This window comes from Micromonospora salmantinae (assembly GCF_022230905.1).
In the GTDB taxonomy this organism is placed as follows: domain Bacteria; phylum Actinomycetota; class Actinomycetes; order Mycobacteriales; family Micromonosporaceae; genus Micromonospora; species Micromonospora salmantinae.
Map to the genome: position 1 here is coordinate 1 of NZ_JAKKFG010000007.1, position 15,638 is coordinate 15,638.

The window sequence follows — 15,638 nt, forward strand, 5'->3', positions numbered from 1 at the left end:
CCGCGCAGGCCGTCGCGCTGGTGGCGGCGGTGCTCGCCGTCGAGGCGGCGCGGCACCTCGCCACCGTCTGCGTGCTCTGGGGCGTCGCCGTGGCGCTGCGGCTGCTGCGCCGGGGCGAACCGGCCGGGCGGCGGTGGGCGTTCGCCGGGATCGCCGCCGGCAGCGAGCTGCTCGGGGCCTGGGTGCTGCTGGCCGCCGGTGGAGTGACAGTGCTGGAGGCGTACACCCTGCCGGCCGCGGCGCTCGCTGTCGGAGCGGGTCTGTTGGCGCTGCGCACCCGGCCGGGGCTGACCAGCTGGCCGGCCCTCGGCCCGGGGTTGGTCGCGGCGTTGCTGCCCAGCCTCGTGTCGGTGCTGGCCGGGGCGGACCCGCAGCCGTGGCGGCGACTGCTCCTCGGCGCGGCGGCGACCGGCGCGGTGCTGGCCGGCGCGACCCGCCGGTGGCAGGCGCCGGTGCTGCTCGGCGGCGGGGTGCTGACGCTGTTGGCGCTGCACGAGCTGGCCCGGGGATGGGATCTGCTGCCCCGGTGGATCTACCTGGGGATCGGCGGGCTGGCGCTGGTCGGGCTCGCCGCCACCTACGAGCGGCGTCGCCGTGACCTGGCTCGACTGCGTGCCGCGGTGGGCCGACTGAGCTGAGTCGAACCAGTAGGGGTAGGGCCTGCCCTACCCCCCATTCGGGGGTTGTCGGGGTTACTCAGGGCTACCGCGATCGGGAGACTTGACATTAAGCCCGAACCACCCCGGTACGGGCGCAAGCGGAACGGGAGCAGCGATGGCGCTCGGAGCGGTGGCGGAACCGCCGGTACGACGGCGAGGCAGTGACTACGCACAGTTGTCCCGACGGATCAGCCAGGCAGGCCTGCTGGAACGGCGCCCCGGCTGGTATGTCACCCGCATCGTGCTCACCCTCGGGGCCTTCGTGGCCGGCTGGGTGGCCGTGTTCATGCTCGGCGACTCCTGGTGGCAGCTTCCGCTCGCGGCAGTGATGGCAGTGGCCACCACCCAGGTCGCCTTCCTCGGTCACGACGCCGGGCACCGCCAGATGTTCCGTCGGCGTGGCCCCAGCGAGTTGGTGGGGCTGCTCGCCGGCAACGTGGCGGTGGGGATCAGCTACGGCTGGTGGGTCGACAAGCACAACCGCCACCACGCCAACCCGAACCACGAGGACGAGGACCCGGACGTCGGCGCGGGTGCCCTGGTGTGGACGCCCGAGCAGGCGTTGGAGACCCGTGGGTTCGGCCGTTGGATGGCTCAGCGGCAGGCGTACTTCTTCTTCCCCATGCTGCTGCTCGAGGGCCTGAGCCTGCACGTGGCGAGCATCCGGGCGATCGTCGGCCGGGAGGACGGCAAGTACACCGTCCCGATGCGGCGCCGGGCGGTCGAGGCGGCGTTGCTCGTCGCGCACACCGCCGCCTACGTGGCGCTGCTGTTGGCGGTCATGTCCCCGGTCAAGGCGCTGCTCTTCGCCGTCGTGCACCAGGCGCTGTGGGGCCTCTACATGGGCTGCGCGTTCGCGCCGAACCACAAGGGCATGCCGATGCCGACCGCCGAGGACGAGCTGGACTTCCTGCGTAAGCAGGTGCTGACCTCCCGCAACGTGCGCGGCAGCCGACTGGTGGACACCACGCTCGGCGGTCTCAACTACCAGATCGAGCACCACCTCTTCCCGAACATGCCCCGCGCCAACCTGCGCCGGGCCCAGCCGATCGTCCGCGCCTACTGCGTCGAGCAGGGCATCCCGTACGCGGAGACCGGGCTGGTCGAGTCGTACCGGCAGGCGCTCGGTCACCTGCACGAGGTGGGCCGGCCGCTGCGCGGCTGAACAGCACGGCCGCTGCGCGGCTGACACGATATTGATCGGCGGGGCGGCATCTGACGATGCCGCCCCGCCGTCGCGTTCCTGGCAGTTCGCTCCGCCACCGCCACCGCCGGTGGCGCGTCCGGTCAGCCAGCCGCCCCACCGGTAGGGTCTGGTCATGGCAGACCTGCTCACCGCGGACGCGGTGCGAGAAGAGCTGAGCCGGTTGCCCGACTGGTCGGGTGACCCGACCGGCATCGGTCGTGACGTCCAGCTCGGCAGTTTCCCGGCGGCCATCGCTGTGGTGGACCGGGTGGCGACGGTGGCCGAGGAGCTCGACCACCATCCCGACATCGACATCCGATGGCGGACCCTGACCTTCCGCTGTGTCACGCACTCGGCCGGTGGGGTCACCCACCGGGACATCGAGCTGGCCCGGCGAATTGACGACATCGTCCGGAGTGCGGCATGAGATTCGAGATCAGCAAGGTTCTGGATGCCATCGAGGGTCGGGTCTGCACGGACCCGTCACTGGCCCGAGCCGTGGTCGACCTGGCCGAAGTGATCCGCTACCAGGACATCGACGGTGGCCGACCGGCCAGCCTGCTACGCCTCGGCATGGTCATCGACGCGCTCTCCCGCGAGCTGGAGGAGGACAGCGTCCAGGTCTACGCGGTGGTGCACCGGGCGTTGCTCTCCGACGCCGACCTCACCTCGAACGAGCGGATGGTCGTCCGCCGCTGGGCCGACGACGGGCTCGTCGAGGTGCTCGACAACCCGGGTGACCGGATGTTGGAGGTCGCCGACCTGCTCGGTCTGCCGGTGCTCAGCCGGGTCCGCTTCGACGGGTTGCGCGGTCGGTTCCCCTGGCTGGTCGAGCAGCCTGGTCGGGTGGTCGCACCGGTGCCGGGTGCCGGCGGGCCGGTGTTCATCGCGCACGTCGGTGGCGGGCACTCGCCGGTGGCCGGCAAGCGGTCGCCGACCGGCGTCAAGCTGCTGGCCCGCCAGTGGCGCTGCCCGGAGTCGGGCTGCGCGCTGTTCGGCGGCGGTGGTGGGGGTGGCGCGTTCGCCGACCTGGCCGGGGGTGCCGACCGCAGCCCCGCAGCGCAGCCGCCGCCCGCGCTGCGGGCCGGCGTGCCCACCTGCCCCCGGCACGGCGTACGGCTCGGTGACGCCGGCCCGCGTCCGCGTACCGAGGTGCTCGCGGTGCGCGTCGGTGGCCTGGTCCGACGGCGGTTCGTGCTCAGCGAGGAGCAGCCGATCGTGGCCGGCCGGGCTCCCGAGCAGGACGGCGGGATCATGCTCGGGCAGTGGCTCAACGACGAGGCCCGGCGGTGGATCAGCCGTGGTCACGTCCGCTTCGAGCTGCGGGTCGGCGAGGTCATCGTGACCGACGTCAGCACCAACGGCTCCGGCATCCGCCCGGCCGGTTCGATGACCGAGTCCGACCGGATCCCGCTGGCGCCGCAGCAGTCCCGGGTGCTGGGTGAGAACGACATGGTGGAGCTGTACCCGGGGGTGCAGATCGGTCGGGCCGAGGAGTTGCCCACCGGTGCCCCGTTCACCCCCACCTCGGTGATGGCCGAGGCCCCGACGATGGCCATGCGCCTGCCCCGCCCCTGACGCGAAAGGCGGGCGCCGGAACCCCGACGCCCGCCTTTCACCACGGTCCTGGATCAGCCGGCCAGCACCTCGGCCAGCCGGGTCACCGCCAGGTCGATCTCCTCCTCGGTGATCACCAGCGGCGGGGCGAGCCGGATGGTGGAGCCGTGGGTGTCCTTGGCGAGGATTCCGCGCGCGGCAAGCCGCTCACACGCCTCCCGACCGCTCATCAGCGCCGGGTCGATGTCCAGACCGGCCCACAGGCCACGGACGCGTACCCCGACCAGCCCCTTGCCGAGCAGCCCTTCCAGGCCGGCCCGCAGCCGCTCACCCAGCTCGGCCGAGCGGCGCTGGAACTCGCCGGTGGCCAGCAGCCGGACCACCTCGATGGCCACCGCGCAGGCGAGCGGGTTGCCGCCGAAGGTGGAGCCGTGCTGACCGGGCTTGAGCACGCCGAGCACGTCGGCGTTCGCAGCCACCGCGGACACCGGCACGATGCCGCCGCCGAGCGCCTTGCCGAGCAGGTACATGTCCGGCACGACGCCCTCGTGGTCACAGGCGAAGGTCGCGCCGGTACGCCCCAGACCCGACTGGATCTCGTCGGCGATGAACAGCACGTTGCGCTCGGTGCAGACCTGGCGTACGCCCGGCAGGTAGCCCTCCGGCGGCACCACCACACCCTGCTCACCCTGGATCGGCTCCAGCAGCACGGCCACTGTGTTCTCGTCGATCGCGGCGGTCAGCGCGGCCAGGTCGCCGTACGGCACGACAGTGAACCCCGGGGTGTACGGCCCGAAGTCGGCGCGGGCGTCCTCGTCGGTGGAGAAGCTCACGATGGTGGTGGTCCGGCCGTGGAAGTTGCCCTCGGCGACCACGATGTTGGCCTGCCCGGCGGCCACGCCCTTGACCTGGTAGCCCCACTTGCGGGCCACCTTGATCCCGGTCTCCACCGCCTCGGCGCCGGTGTTCATCGGCAGCACGAGGTCCTTGCCACACAGCTCGGCCAGTTCCCGGCAGAAGTCGGCGAACTGGTCGTGGATGAACGCCCGGCTGGTCAGCGTCAGCCGGTCCAGTTGGGCATGCGCGGCGGCGATCAGCTGCGGGTGCCGGTGGCCGAAGTTCAGCGCGGAGTAGCCGGCCAGGCAGTCCAGGTAGCGGCGGCCGTCCACATCGGTGAGCCAGGCGCCCTCGGCGGACGAGATCACCACCGGCAGCGGGTGGTAGTTGTGCGCGGTCCAGCGCTCGGCGTCCCGGACCGCTCCCGGCGTACGCAGCTTGTCATCCACTATCACTTGCTTGCCTTTCCCTGACGGAGTCGCAGCGTGCAGCACTTCGGTCCGCCGCCGGCCTTACGTAGCTCGGACAGGTCGACCCCGATGGTCTCGTAGCCCCGGTCGCGCAGCTTGGCGGCCAGGTCGGTGGCCTGCGCGGGCAGCACCACGTGCCGCCCGTCGCTGACCGCGTTCAGCCCCAGCACCTCGGCGTCGGCCATGGTGGCGTGCACCGCGTCGGGGAACAGCCGGCGCAGCACGGCCTGGCTGCCCGGGGAGAACGCCTCCGGCAGGTACGCCACGGTCCGCTCGTCGAGCACTGTCAACGCGGTGTCCAGGTGGTAGAAGCGTGGGTCGACCAGTTGCATGGTGATCACCGGGTAGCCGAAGACCTCCTGCAACTGGGCGTGTGCGGCGTGCGCCGTGCGGAAGCCGGTGCCGGCCAGCAGGTGGTCACCGGCCAGCAGGACGTCGCCCTCGCCCTCGTTGACGTGCTTCGGGTCGTACATCTCGAAGCCGGCGGCCTCGAACCAGGCCCGGTACGCGGGCGCCTCGTCGGCGCGCTGCGGGTCGCGGAACTGCACGGCCATCGCCTTGCCGTCGATCACGGTGCCGCCGTTGGCGGCGAAGACCATGTCGGGCAGGCCGGGCACCGGAGTGATCTCCTCGACGGTGTGGCCCAGGTCAAGGTACGTCTGGCGCAGCTGCTCCCACTGCCGGACGGCCAGCGCGGCGTCGACCGGCGCGCTCGGGTCCATCCAGGGGTTGATCGCGTAATCGACGGCGAAGTACGTCGGCCGGCACATCAACAGGCGCTGGCTGGTGGCGTCCATCGTCATTGTCCTGCTCCCAGGGGTCGGGCGCGCCCGGCCACCGTGGCCCACGGGCTGGCGCCGTTGCTCAACGGTATGCGGCGTCAGCGGCAGGATCCACCACCGAGAGTTGCGCAGACCGGAGATTCGTTGCGTGTAGCGGGCCATCTGAAACGAATCGTTGCGTTGGAGCGTGGAGGCGCCGGTGGCCGGTGGGCCGGTGGCCGAGAGCTGTGGGCCGAGAGCCGGGGCCCGGGAGCCGGCGGGCTCGCTCGCAGCCTTTGCTCTGCTGCCCTATGTGCACCACCAGACCGGGCCACCCGCACCGACGAGTACCGGATCCGCCGGCCACTTTTCGGCGCCGCGCGACGGTCGCCTGCCGGACGGACGCCCCGTGGCGCATATAGGTATGCAGAGCAAAGGGTGTTGTATGTGGTTCTCCCGGCTGCGGGGACGCACGAGATCGCCGCTCGGCGACCTGGACCGGAAGGAACCGTCGAACCCTGGAAACACTTCAGGGGCGGCGAACCGCCGCCCCTGAAAGGGTGTCGCCCGGCCGGTGAACCACCGGACTGATCGGGCTGCCGGCGAACCGCCGGCTGTTCGCCGGTGCATCACCGGCGAGCGGAACAGTGCCCGCTAGAAACGATCCACAAACTGTGAGTCAAGCCACTCTCGGAAGCGCGGCACCCAGTCGCCGTCGGTGGTCGGCCAGTCGAACTGCCCGGTCATCGCGAGCACCCCGATCACGACCGCGGCCAACCCGATCAGCACGCCGAAGAGCGCGTCGGTCTTGCCGGCGACGTGCCGACGACGGGTGGCCATCAGGCCGAGCACCGCGAGCACCGCACCGAACGCGCCGAGCCCGATGCCGTACCCGGCCAGGGTCCCGGTCAGCACGAACATCGCGCCGGCGACCGAGACGATCAGGCCGAGGGTGGCGAGCAGGCTGGCCCGCGGCTTCGGGCCACGCGTCACCGGCGGCTCGGGCGTGCTCACGCCCGGCGTCGGGTCGACCGGGCGGTCCGTGGTGACCCGATCGGTGGAGTCGGGCCGACGGGTGGTGCTGTCGGGGTCGGCGCCCCGCTCGGCGGTGCGCGCCGTGGCCGGGGCGACGGTGGGCCGGGAGTCGGTTTCCACCGTGCGGGCCGTGCGGGGCTCGGGTGTGACCGGGCTGGTCGTGTCGGTCACCGGCTCGGGTGCGACGGGGCGGGTCGTGCCGTTCACGGGCTCGGGTGCGACCGGGCGGGCGGTGCCGCGGGGCTCGGTCTCCGCCGGTCGCGCGGTGGCGGCTCGGGCCACCGCCGCCCGCTCGTTGGCCCGCCGCTCGGCCTCGCTGGTCTGGCTGTCGGTCGCGCCGGCACTGCGGTACGTCGTCTGGTCGGCGTCCCGGTCGGTGACCACCGGGCGACCGACGCCGTCGTCGGACTGCCCGGTCTCGGTGACCGGGGCGTCACGGCCGTCCACGCGGCCGTCGAGGTTCTCGTCCCGCGTCGGTGCCGGCTCGGACCGGCGGGACAGCGAAGGAATCCTGACCACTACACACCTCCTGATGCATGCGTGGTGGCCGACGGAAAGGGTGGCACCCACGCGGTGTCGCCCCTCAAATACCCACCTGGGCGTTTCCTGACACCAATCCTGGGTACGGACGCTGAGACGGCCTTGACCGGCCCGGTTGGCCGTCGTCGACTCGGTTGCCTGGAAGTCGCGGTGTCCCGTCTCCGTGGACACCCTGGTTTCCTGAAACCCGGGTCGATCAACGCGGCGGGGACCGGGTTGATCGGGCGGCGGCGGGCCCGAGCCGATCAGCGCGGTCCGGTCGGGCGGGGCTGGCTATCCTTGGCACCTGTGCCAGAGGGACACACGATCCATCGCCTGGCGGCCCGGCACGCCGAGCTGTTCGCCGGGGACAAGCTGCACGCCGCCAGCCCGCAGGGCCGCTTCGCCGAGGGCGCCGCCCGGCTCTCCGGGACCGTGCTGGAGGGCACCGAGGCGTACGGGAAGCACCTGCTGCACCACTACGCCGGCGAGCTGACGTTGCACGTACACCTCGGGTTGTACGGCAAGTTCACCGACGGACCGGGGGAGCCGCCGGAGCCGGTCGGGCAGGTGCGACTACGGCTGGCCAGCGACCGGCACTGGCTCGACCTGCGTGGGCCGACGGCCTGTGAGCTGCTCACCCCACCCGAGGTGGCCGCGCTGCGGGACCGACTCGGGCCGGATCCGTTGCGCGCCGACGCCGACCCGGAGCGGGCGTACGCCCGGATCGCCCGCAGCCGCACCCCTCTCGCCGCGCTCCTGCTGGACCAGTCGGTGGTGGCCGGCACCGGTTTGATCTTCGTGACCGAGGCGCTGTTCCGGGCGGGACTGCCGCCGACGATGCCGGGCCGACAGTTGACCAGGACCGGCTGGGACGCGCTCTGGGTCGACCTGGTCGGCTTGATGCGGCTCGCGGTCGAGCACGGCCGGATCGACACGGTCCGCGACGCGCACCTGCCGGACGCGATGGGCCGGCCGGCGCGGGTGGACCGGCACGGCGGCGAGGTGTACGTCTACCGCCGCCCGGGAGCACCCTGCCACGTCTGCGGCACCAAGGTCAGCCGCGGCGAACTGGCCGCCCGCAACCTCTACTGGTGCCCCACCTGCCAGACCACCTAACCCGCCCCGCCCCACACCGGCGCCGATCTTGCAGTTTCTGTTGTCGACATGGGCGGATATGCGCCGTAGGTCGGGACAGAAAGTGCAAGATCGCGGGGCTGGGTCGGGTAGCGCCGCCCCCGTGATCGCCGAGCCCGGCCTCAGTCGGTGTCGAGCAGCCAGCGGACCACCTCGATCTTCTCGGGGAAGACGGTGTCGTCGGCGAGGCTCCAGGACAGCGTGTGCCCGACCGTCCAACCCCGGACCCGTTCCCGGTCCAGGCCCAGTTCGGTGCTGAGCCGGTGCAGTCGATGCCGGACGGCGGCCGGTGAGTGGCCCAACTCCGGGCCGCGCACCATCGGCACGACCGAGAACTCCCGTTCCCCGATGAGCGGCTTCGGGTCGATCGCCAACCACGGCCCTCGGCCGGCGGCGAGCGCGTCGGCGGCGAGGATGTTGCCGGCGTGCAGGTCCTGGTTGACCAGCACCTGCTCGCCCTGGCTCGACGCCAGGCCGGTGAGCAGGTCGAGCGCCGCGTCCAGCAACCGCCGCTCGTACGGCCGACCAGCCCGTTCCCAGGACCGGGGCATCCGGTCGATCCAACCGGCGGCCTCCTGCGCCAGCGGGGTGAACGGCGCGCCGGCCGGTCGCCAGAGCCGGGGGAGCAGTCCGATCACCACGTCCAGGGCCCGGTCCGGCGGAAGATCGTGCAGGGGGGTGCCGGGCTGGCAGCGTTCGAGCAGCAGGGCACGCCGCCCGGGGTCGTGGGTGAGCAGACGGATCGCCCCGTGGCCGTCCCAGTGGGCCAAGGCATCGGCCTCGTACCGGCTCTCCTCGTCGGGGTACTGCAGCTTCAGCACCGCCGCAGTGCCGTCGGGCAGGTGGGCCGGGAGTGCCAGTGACGCGTACGCCTGCCGGAAGGGCGGCCCGACCCGCAGCGACCAGCGCTCGGCGCACTCGTTCAGCCACGTCGGGAGTGCGGCCAGCCAGGCGCGACCCGACGATGTTCCGCGTACCCAGTCGAGTCCCTCGGGCAGATCCATCCGGTGCTCCTGAGTCGTGCGGCGATTCGTGCCGGCTGCCAGGTGATTCAGCCCGGCCACGGGCGTTCACACATCGGTCCACAGTGGCTAGCGTGGACGGGTGCAGATTGGTGTGAACGTACCGAACTTCGCCCCGGGTACCGACCCCGACGTGCTGCGTCGGTGGGCGCAGACGGTGGAGGGTCTCGGCTTCGACCTGTTGATGGTCTCCGACCACGTCGTGGTGACCCCGGACGTGGCCGAGCAGTATCCGGCGCCGTTCTACGAGCCGTTCACCACGCTGTCCTGGCTGGCCGGGGTGACCAGCCGGGTTCGGCTGGGCACCACGGTGCTCATCGTTCCGTACCGGCACCCGCTGCTCACCGCCCGGATGGCGGCGAACCTCAACCGGCTCAGCGGCGGCCGGCTCGTCCTCGGTGTCGGCGTCGGCTGGGCCCGGCAGGAGTTTGAGGCGCTCGGCGTGCCGTTCCGGCAGCGCGGCGCGCTGACCGACGAGTACCTGCACACCATGCGCGAGGCCTGGCAGGACGCCGACGACTACGACACGGCGGCGATCCCGATCTGGGTCGGCGGCAACAGCGAGGCCGGCATGCGCCGCGCGGTACTGCTCGGTGACGCCTGGCACCCGCTGCGGGTCACGCCGGGACGGCTGGCCGAGGCGGTCGGACGACTGACGGACATCGCCGACGAGTTGGGTCGCCCAGTGCCCGCGTTGGTGCCGCGGATCGCGCTCCAGGAGACCCGAGAACCGATCACCGACCCGGAGCGGCTCGCCGGTGTCGGCACCATCGATCAGATCGTCGCCGACCTGGACAAGCTTCGTGCGCTCGGCGCGGAGACGGTGGTGCTGGACCCGTTCAACGGCGACCTGACCGAGATCCGCCAGCCCGAACGCGCCTGGCGGACCCTTGCGGCAGTGGTCGCACATCACGCAACCCAGGAGGACCGATGACCCCCGACGACGAGAAGTTTCTCCGCCACGCCGTGGAAATCGCCAGGCGGGCGGGAGCTTCCGGCGAACGGCCGTTCGGCTCGTTGCTGGTCGACGCGGCCGGCGTCGTCCTGATCGAGGACCACAACACAGTGGTCTCCGACGCGGACATCAGCGCTCATCCGGAGTTGAAGCTGGCCCGGTGGGCGGCTCGGGAACTTGCCCCCGAGGCAGCCGCCGGCACCACCATGTTCACCAGTTGTCAGCCCTGCGCGATGTGTGCGACGGCGATCGACCGGTCCGGCCTCGGGCGGGTGGTGTACGCGCTGTCCACCGAGCAGTTCGAGGAGGTCAAGCCGGCCACCCCGCCGCTGCCTCCGGTCCGCTATGAGGGGCCGGCGTTGTTCGATGAGGCACGCCAGCCGATCGACGACTACTACTGACCGGAGCTGCCCCGCGGCGGTGTGACGCAGCCGGAATTGACAGTCGGCCGGCTGCCGGAGCAGGGTTGAGCGGTGACAACGATGTCAACGGGCAAATGGGAGGATAAGCCTCCCGCCGCGCGCCGACCCTGGCCAGTCGATTCGTGGCGTACCGTTGGCGGTTTTGCGGCGCGGACCCGGTCCGTCGCCGATCCTGGCCGTATGTCCCTTTCCTACCCGACGGTGACCAGCTGAGATGACCGACGTGCCCCGATCCGACGCTGTAACGACCCCTGCTCCGGCGGGGTCACCAGACCTGCCCGATCTGGACGAGTTCCTCGTCGACCAGACCCGGACGCTGCTCGACACCGCCCGCCGCTCGGTCCGGCCTGAGGGCGGTTTCTGGTGGCTCACCGACGACCGCACCCCGGATCGCGGCGAACCGGTCCAGACCTGGATCACCTGCCGGATGACCCACGTGGCCGCCCTCGCCCACCGTAACGGCGACCCGGACGCCGCCGCCCTGGTGGACCACGGGATCGCCGCGCTCAGCACGCTACTGCGCGACGACCGGTACGGCGGCTGGTTCGGCGCGGTGGACCAGCAGGGAGCGCCCGTCAACGACCGCAAGGCCGGCTACGACCACGCGTTCGTCCTGCTCGCCGCCTCCAGCGCCGCACGCGCCGGACGGCCCGGCGCGGACCGGCTGCTCGCCGACGTGCTGACCGTCGTGCGGGACCGGTTCTGGGACGACGACGCCGGCGCCGTCCGCGAATCGTGGAACCGGGACTGGACGGTCACCGAGGACTACCGGGGCGCCAACAGCAGCATGCACATGGTCGAGGCTTTCCTCGCCGCTGCCGCCGCCACCGGCGACGCGAGCTGGGCCGACCGGGCCCTGCGGATCGCCACCCACCTCGTGCACGGTGAGGCGGCCCGACACGACTGGCGGCTGCCCGAGCACTTCACCACCGACTGGACGCCGCTGCCCGACTACAACCGGGACCAGCCTGCCGACCCGTTCCGGCCGTACGGCTCCACGATCGGGCACTGGCTGGAGTGGGCCCGGCTGCTGCTGGAGTTGGAGGCGGTGCTGCCGCAGCCACCCCGCTGGCTGCTCGCCGACGCCCGCGCCCTGTTCGCCGCCGCCGTGCGTCGCGGCTGGGCGGTCGACGGCGCGGACGGCTTCGTCTACACCATCGACTGGGACGACCGGCCGGTGGTGCGCTCGCGGATGCACTGGGTTCTCGCCGAGGCCATCGGTGCGGCGATCACCCTGCACCGCCGCACCGGGGACACGGTCTACCTCGACTGGTACCGGGTCTTCTGGGCGTACGCCCGTCGCAGTCTCATCGATCAGACCGGATGGCGGCACGAGTTGGACGCGCAGAACCTGCCCTCCGACACCGTCTGGCACGGCCGACCGGACGTCTACCACGCCTACCAGGCGGTACTGCTGTCCCGCGCGGCCGACGGGCTCGGCGGCCCCGGCCCGCTCGCACCGGGGGAGGTGACCGCGTGATCGTCGTCGCGGGTGAGGCGCTGATCGACCTCGTCGTCACCGCCGAGGGGCAGCGGGCCGTGCCCGGCGGCTCCCCGGCGAACGTCGCGGTCACCCTGGCCCGGCTCGACCAGCCGGTACGGCTGCTGGCCCGACTCGCCAGCGACGAGTACGGTCGGCAACTCGTCGAGCATCTGAGCGCCAACCGGGTGGACCTGGAGTGGGCGGTACGCGCCGAGGAGCCCACGTCGGTGGCGGTGGCCACCCTGAACGCCGCCGGGCAGGCCAGCTACGAGTTCCGGCTGGCCGGTGCGGCCGACTGGCAGTGGACGCCGCAGGAGCTGCCCGAGCTGGCCGGTTCACCGGCGATCGCGCTGCACACCGGATCCCTCGCGCTCGCGTTGGCACCCGGCGCGGACGCGCTGGAGGGCCTGCTCGCCCGGGAACGCCGGCGCGACGGGCTCACCGTCTCCATCGACCTCAACCTGCGCCCGAGCATCGTCACCGATCGGGCGGCGGAGCAGGAGCGGGTACGCCGGCAGATTCGCCTCGCGCACCTGGTGAAGGCCAGCGACGAGGACCTGGCCTGGCTCTACCCGGACCGTTCGGTGGCCGACGTGATGACCGAATGGCGGACGGCCGGCGTGTCCTGCGCCGTGGTGACCCGGGGCGGGGACGGCGCCTGGCTGCTCGCGCCGGACGGCTCGCTGCACGAGGAGCCGGCGGTCCGCACCACGGTGGTCGACACCGTCGGTGCCGGCGACTCGTTCACCGGTGGCCTGCTGGCCGCGCTGGCCGACCTCGACGCGCTCGGTGACCGCCCTGCCGACCGGCTCGCCGCGGTGACCCCGCAACAGTGGGGTGCGGTGCTCCGGCAGGCCGCTACTGTGGCCGCGCTGACCTGCGGCCGTCGGGGTGCCGACCCGCCCCGCCGCTCGGAGGTAGCGGCCCGCCTCACCCCCGCAAACTGACTCCTTTGCTCTGCACCCGCGGATGCGACGGCTACGAGCCGTGACCGACCGTGACCGACCGTGACCGGTGGTGACCGACCGTGACCGGTGCGCATGAGGGTGCAGAGCAAAGGAGGGGGCAGGGGGTTGTCGGCCTTGCTCCTCCGGGGCGAGCACGTCCTGCTCAACGCTCGCGGTTCCGCCACCGGATGGGGTGGGCGGGGGTCAGGTGAGGCCGCGGGGTCGGAGCCGCGTGGGGAGCACCGTGGTTGTCGGTGGGGAGTCGTCGCCGGCTATGCGCTCGAACAGCCGTTCTGTGGCGACCCTCGCCAGCTCCCGGGTGTCGTAGGCGACGACGGTCAGCGGTCGGGGCATCAGGTGGGCCAGCTCGAAGTCGTCGAAACCGACCAGCGCGGCGTCACTGCCCCGCCGGTGCAGCTCCTGGAGCGCGCCGACGGTGAGCCGGTTGTTGGCGCAGAAGAACGCGGTGGGCGGCTCCGGAAGGTCGAGCAGCGCGGCGACCGCCCGGCCGGATTCCTCGGGAGCGATGAGCCGTTCACGGATCAGCGACTCGTCCGGCTCGACTCCGGCGGCGTCCAGCGCCGCCCGTGCCCCGGCCAGCCGCTCCCGCATGGTGGGCACGCTCGGCGCGCCGAGCAGCAGCCCCACCCGTCGGTGCCCCTCGTCGAGCAGCGCGCTCACCCCGGCGTGGCTGCCACCTCGGTTGTCCAGCAGCACGGCGTCGGCCTGCAGCCCCTGCGGCGGCCGGTCCAGGAACACCACAGGCATGCCCAGCTCGACCTCCCGGCGCAGGAACGAGTGGTCGAGGCCCGCCGGCACCACCAGCAGGCCGTCGACCCGGCGCTGGGTGAAGTCCTGGAGCAGGGCGCGTTCTCGCTCCGGGTCCTCCTCCGACGACGCGGTGATCAGCATGGTGCCGTGGGCGGCGGCGATCTCGGCGGCGACACTGGCGATGGTCGCGTAGAACGGGTTGGCGATCTCCTCGATCAGCAGCCCCACTGTGGCGTTGAGCTGCCGGGAGCGCAGGTTACGAGCGATGTCGTTGCGCCGGAAGCCCAGCTCGGCGATGGCGGCCAGCACCCGGCCGACCAACTCCTGCCCCACCGGCTCGTCGTTCACGACCCGGGAGACCGTCTTCAGGCTGACGTCGGCCCGCCGGGCCACGTCGACCATCGTGGGACGCCGACGCACTGTCGGCCGGGTCGGGGTCTGGGTCACGGGGTGGTCCTCCACGGCGGGCGCGGGTCAGCGGTCGAGGGCGGCGAGCGCGTCGACCGCTTTTCGGGCAGCGATGAGCACCGGATCCCACACCGGCGCGTACGGCGGAGCGTAGCCCAGGTCCAGCTGCGTCATATCGTCCACCGTCATGCCGTTCCACAGCGCCACGGCCAGCGAGTCGATCCGTTTGGCCGCCTCGGACCAGCCGACGATCTGCGCGCCGAGCAACCGGCCGCTGGGGCGCTCGGCGATCAGCTTGACGGTCATCGGCCGGGCACCCGGGTAGTAGCCGGCCCGGTTGGTCGACTCGGCGATCACCGAGACGAACTCGAAGCCGGCAGCCGTGGCGTCGCGCTCGCGCAGACCCGTCCGACCCACCTCCAGGTCGCAGACCTTTGTCACCGCCGTGCCGATCACGCCCGTGAAGGTGGCGTACCCGCCACCGATGTTGATTCCGGCGACCCGGCCCTGCTTGTTGGCGTGCGTGCCGAGCGGCACGTGCACCGGCAACCCGCTGATCCGGTGCAGGGTCTCGACGCAATCGCCGGCCGCCCAGACCCCGGGGTGCCCGGGCACCCGCATCCGCCGGTCCACCCGGATCGCGCCGGTCGGCCCGAGGGGCAGCCCGGCCGCCTCGGCGAGCGCGGCGTTGGGGCGTACGCCCAGACCCATGACCACGACGTCGGTCGGGATCGGCCCCTCGGCGGTGACCACGGCGGACACCCTGCCGTCCCGCTCCTCCAGGCCGGTCACCGGCAGGCTGCCGCGGATCGTGATGCCGAGGCCGCGCATCGCCTCGGCGACCAGCTCGCCCATGTCGCTGTCGACGGTCGACATGGGCTGCTCGCCGGCTTCCACCAGGGTCACCGAGAGGCCGCGTTGGATGAGGGCCTCGGCGATCTCGACGCCGATGTACCCGCCGCCGACCACAACGGCCCGGCGCGGCTGCGGGTCGGCGTCCAGCCAGTCGCGTAGCGCCGCACCGTCGTCGAGGGTCTGCATGCCGAACACGCCGCCCGCGTCGGTGATCGCCCACGACGGTTTCACCGGCACCGCGCCGGTGGCGTACATCAGGTCGTCGAAGCGCTCGCGGACCTCGCCGCCGCCCTTGAGGTCCCGGGCCACCACCTCGCGGCGTTCCAGGTCGATGGCCGTGACCTCGTGGCGCATCCGGACGTCCATCGCGTACTCGGTGCGGAACGTCTCCGGGGTGCGGGCGATCAACGCCTCGGGGCCGGGAACCAGGCCGCTGATCCAGTACGGGATGCCGCACGCCGAGTAGGAGGTGAAGTGGCCCCGCTCGAAGACCACGATTTCCAGGTCGCCACGGTCACGGCGGCGTCTGGCCTGGGACGCCGCCGACATTCCGGCGGCGTCCCCGCCGATGACGATCAGCCGTTGCGCCACGGGTTCATCCTGTCACGCGGTGA

General features: G+C 72.3%; 15 protein-coding genes. 9 read left to right on the forward strand and 6 right to left on the reverse strand.

The window, feature by feature from the left end; all coding sequences use genetic code 11:
* The 4 genes from PSH03_RS05985 to PSH03_RS06000 form a co-directional block, all read left to right on the forward strand.
* On the forward strand, positions 1-638 hold a 638-nt coding region (locus PSH03_RS05985), incomplete at its 5' end, for an SCO7613 C-terminal domain-containing membrane protein (RefSeq protein ID WP_372494709.1).
* A 136-nt stretch (positions 639-774) separates the two neighbouring features.
* Positions 775-1,824, forward strand: a complete 1,050-nt coding sequence (locus PSH03_RS05990) for a fatty acid desaturase family protein (RefSeq protein ID WP_210785372.1) — start codon at positions 775-777, stop codon at positions 1,822-1,824.
* 154 nt (positions 1,825-1,978) lie between these two features.
* Entirely contained in the window at positions 1,979-2,272 is a 294-nt protein-coding gene (locus PSH03_RS05995) for a 4a-hydroxytetrahydrobiopterin dehydratase (RefSeq protein ID WP_210785371.1), read from the forward strand.
* Positions 2,269-3,423, forward strand: a complete 1,155-nt coding sequence (locus tag PSH03_RS06000) for an FHA domain-containing protein (protein WP_210785370.1) — start codon at positions 2,269-2,271, stop codon at positions 3,421-3,423. The genes PSH03_RS05995 and PSH03_RS06000 overlap by 4 nt, the downstream gene beginning before the upstream one ends.
* Before the next feature lie 53 nt (positions 3,424-3,476).
* Here the strand turns inward: PSH03_RS06000 and rocD are convergent, their stop codons facing one another.
* The 3 genes from rocD to PSH03_RS06015 all read right to left on the reverse strand — a co-directional run bounded on the left by rocD (position 3,477) and on the right by PSH03_RS06015 (position 7,024).
* On the reverse strand, positions 3,477-4,691 hold the full coding sequence (gene rocD / locus PSH03_RS06005) for an ornithine--oxo-acid transaminase (RefSeq protein WP_210785393.1): 1,215 nt from the start codon (positions 4,689-4,691) through the stop codon (positions 3,477-3,479).
* Positions 4,691-5,506, reverse strand: coding sequence for a dimethylargininase (gene ddaH / locus PSH03_RS06010; protein WP_181518433.1), 816 nt, complete (start codon positions 5,504-5,506; stop codon positions 4,691-4,693). The genes rocD and ddaH overlap by 1 nt, the downstream gene beginning before the upstream one ends.
* Before the next feature lie 618 nt (positions 5,507-6,124).
* Positions 6,125-7,024, reverse strand: coding sequence for a sulfite exporter TauE/SafE family protein (locus PSH03_RS06015; RefSeq protein ID WP_238688496.1), 900 nt, complete (start codon positions 7,022-7,024; stop codon positions 6,125-6,127).
* A 309-nt stretch (positions 7,025-7,333) separates the two neighbouring features.
* Between PSH03_RS06015 and PSH03_RS06020 the strand changes: the two genes are divergently transcribed.
* Complete coding sequence (locus PSH03_RS06020; protein WP_238688497.1) at positions 7,334-8,143, forward strand: Fpg/Nei family DNA glycosylase; 810 nt, start codon at positions 7,334-7,336, stop codon at positions 8,141-8,143.
* 140 nt (positions 8,144-8,283) lie between these two features.
* On the opposite strand, the gene PSH03_RS06025 is transcribed toward PSH03_RS06020, so the two are convergent.
* Positions 8,284-9,165: an aminoglycoside phosphotransferase family protein gene (locus PSH03_RS06025; RefSeq protein WP_238688498.1), complete on the reverse strand. Its 882-nt coding sequence runs from the start codon at positions 9,163-9,165 to the stop codon at positions 8,284-8,286.
* A gap of 100 nt (positions 9,166-9,265) precedes the next feature.
* Here PSH03_RS06025 and PSH03_RS06030 point away from each other — a divergent pair, with 100 nt between their 5' ends.
* The 4 genes from PSH03_RS06030 to PSH03_RS06045 all read left to right on the forward strand — a co-directional run bounded on the left by PSH03_RS06030 (position 9,266) and on the right by PSH03_RS06045 (position 12,990).
* Entirely contained in the window at positions 9,266-10,117 is an 852-nt protein-coding gene (locus PSH03_RS06030) for an LLM class flavin-dependent oxidoreductase (RefSeq protein WP_238688499.1), read from the forward strand.
* Positions 10,114-10,539, forward strand: a complete 426-nt coding sequence (locus PSH03_RS06035) for a nucleoside deaminase (RefSeq protein ID WP_238688500.1) — start codon at positions 10,114-10,116, stop codon at positions 10,537-10,539. The genes PSH03_RS06030 and PSH03_RS06035 overlap by 4 nt, the downstream gene beginning before the upstream one ends.
* 235 nt (positions 10,540-10,774) lie before the next feature.
* On the forward strand, positions 10,775-12,040 hold the full coding sequence (locus PSH03_RS06040) for an AGE family epimerase/isomerase (RefSeq protein WP_308194355.1): 1,266 nt from the start codon (positions 10,775-10,777) through the stop codon (positions 12,038-12,040).
* The gene (locus tag PSH03_RS06045; protein ID WP_238688501.1) at positions 12,037-12,990 is read left to right on the forward strand and encodes a carbohydrate kinase family protein; all 954 of its coding nucleotides are present in this window, start codon (positions 12,037-12,039) and stop codon (positions 12,988-12,990) included. Before PSH03_RS06040 ends, PSH03_RS06045 begins: the two co-directional genes overlap by 4 nt.
* Before the next feature lie 204 nt (positions 12,991-13,194).
* On the opposite strand, the gene PSH03_RS06050 is transcribed toward PSH03_RS06045, so the two are convergent.
* Together PSH03_RS06050 and PSH03_RS06055 are read right to left on the reverse strand one after the other, a co-directional pair.
* Positions 13,195-14,163, reverse strand: coding sequence for a LacI family DNA-binding transcriptional regulator (locus PSH03_RS06050; protein ID WP_238688612.1), 969 nt, complete (start codon positions 14,161-14,163; stop codon positions 13,195-13,197).
* A gap of 72 nt (positions 14,164-14,235) precedes the next feature.
* Positions 14,236-15,615: an FAD-dependent oxidoreductase gene (locus PSH03_RS06055; protein WP_210785363.1), complete on the reverse strand. Its 1,380-nt coding sequence runs from the start codon at positions 15,613-15,615 to the stop codon at positions 14,236-14,238.
* Positions 15,616-15,638 lie beyond the last annotated feature (23 nt).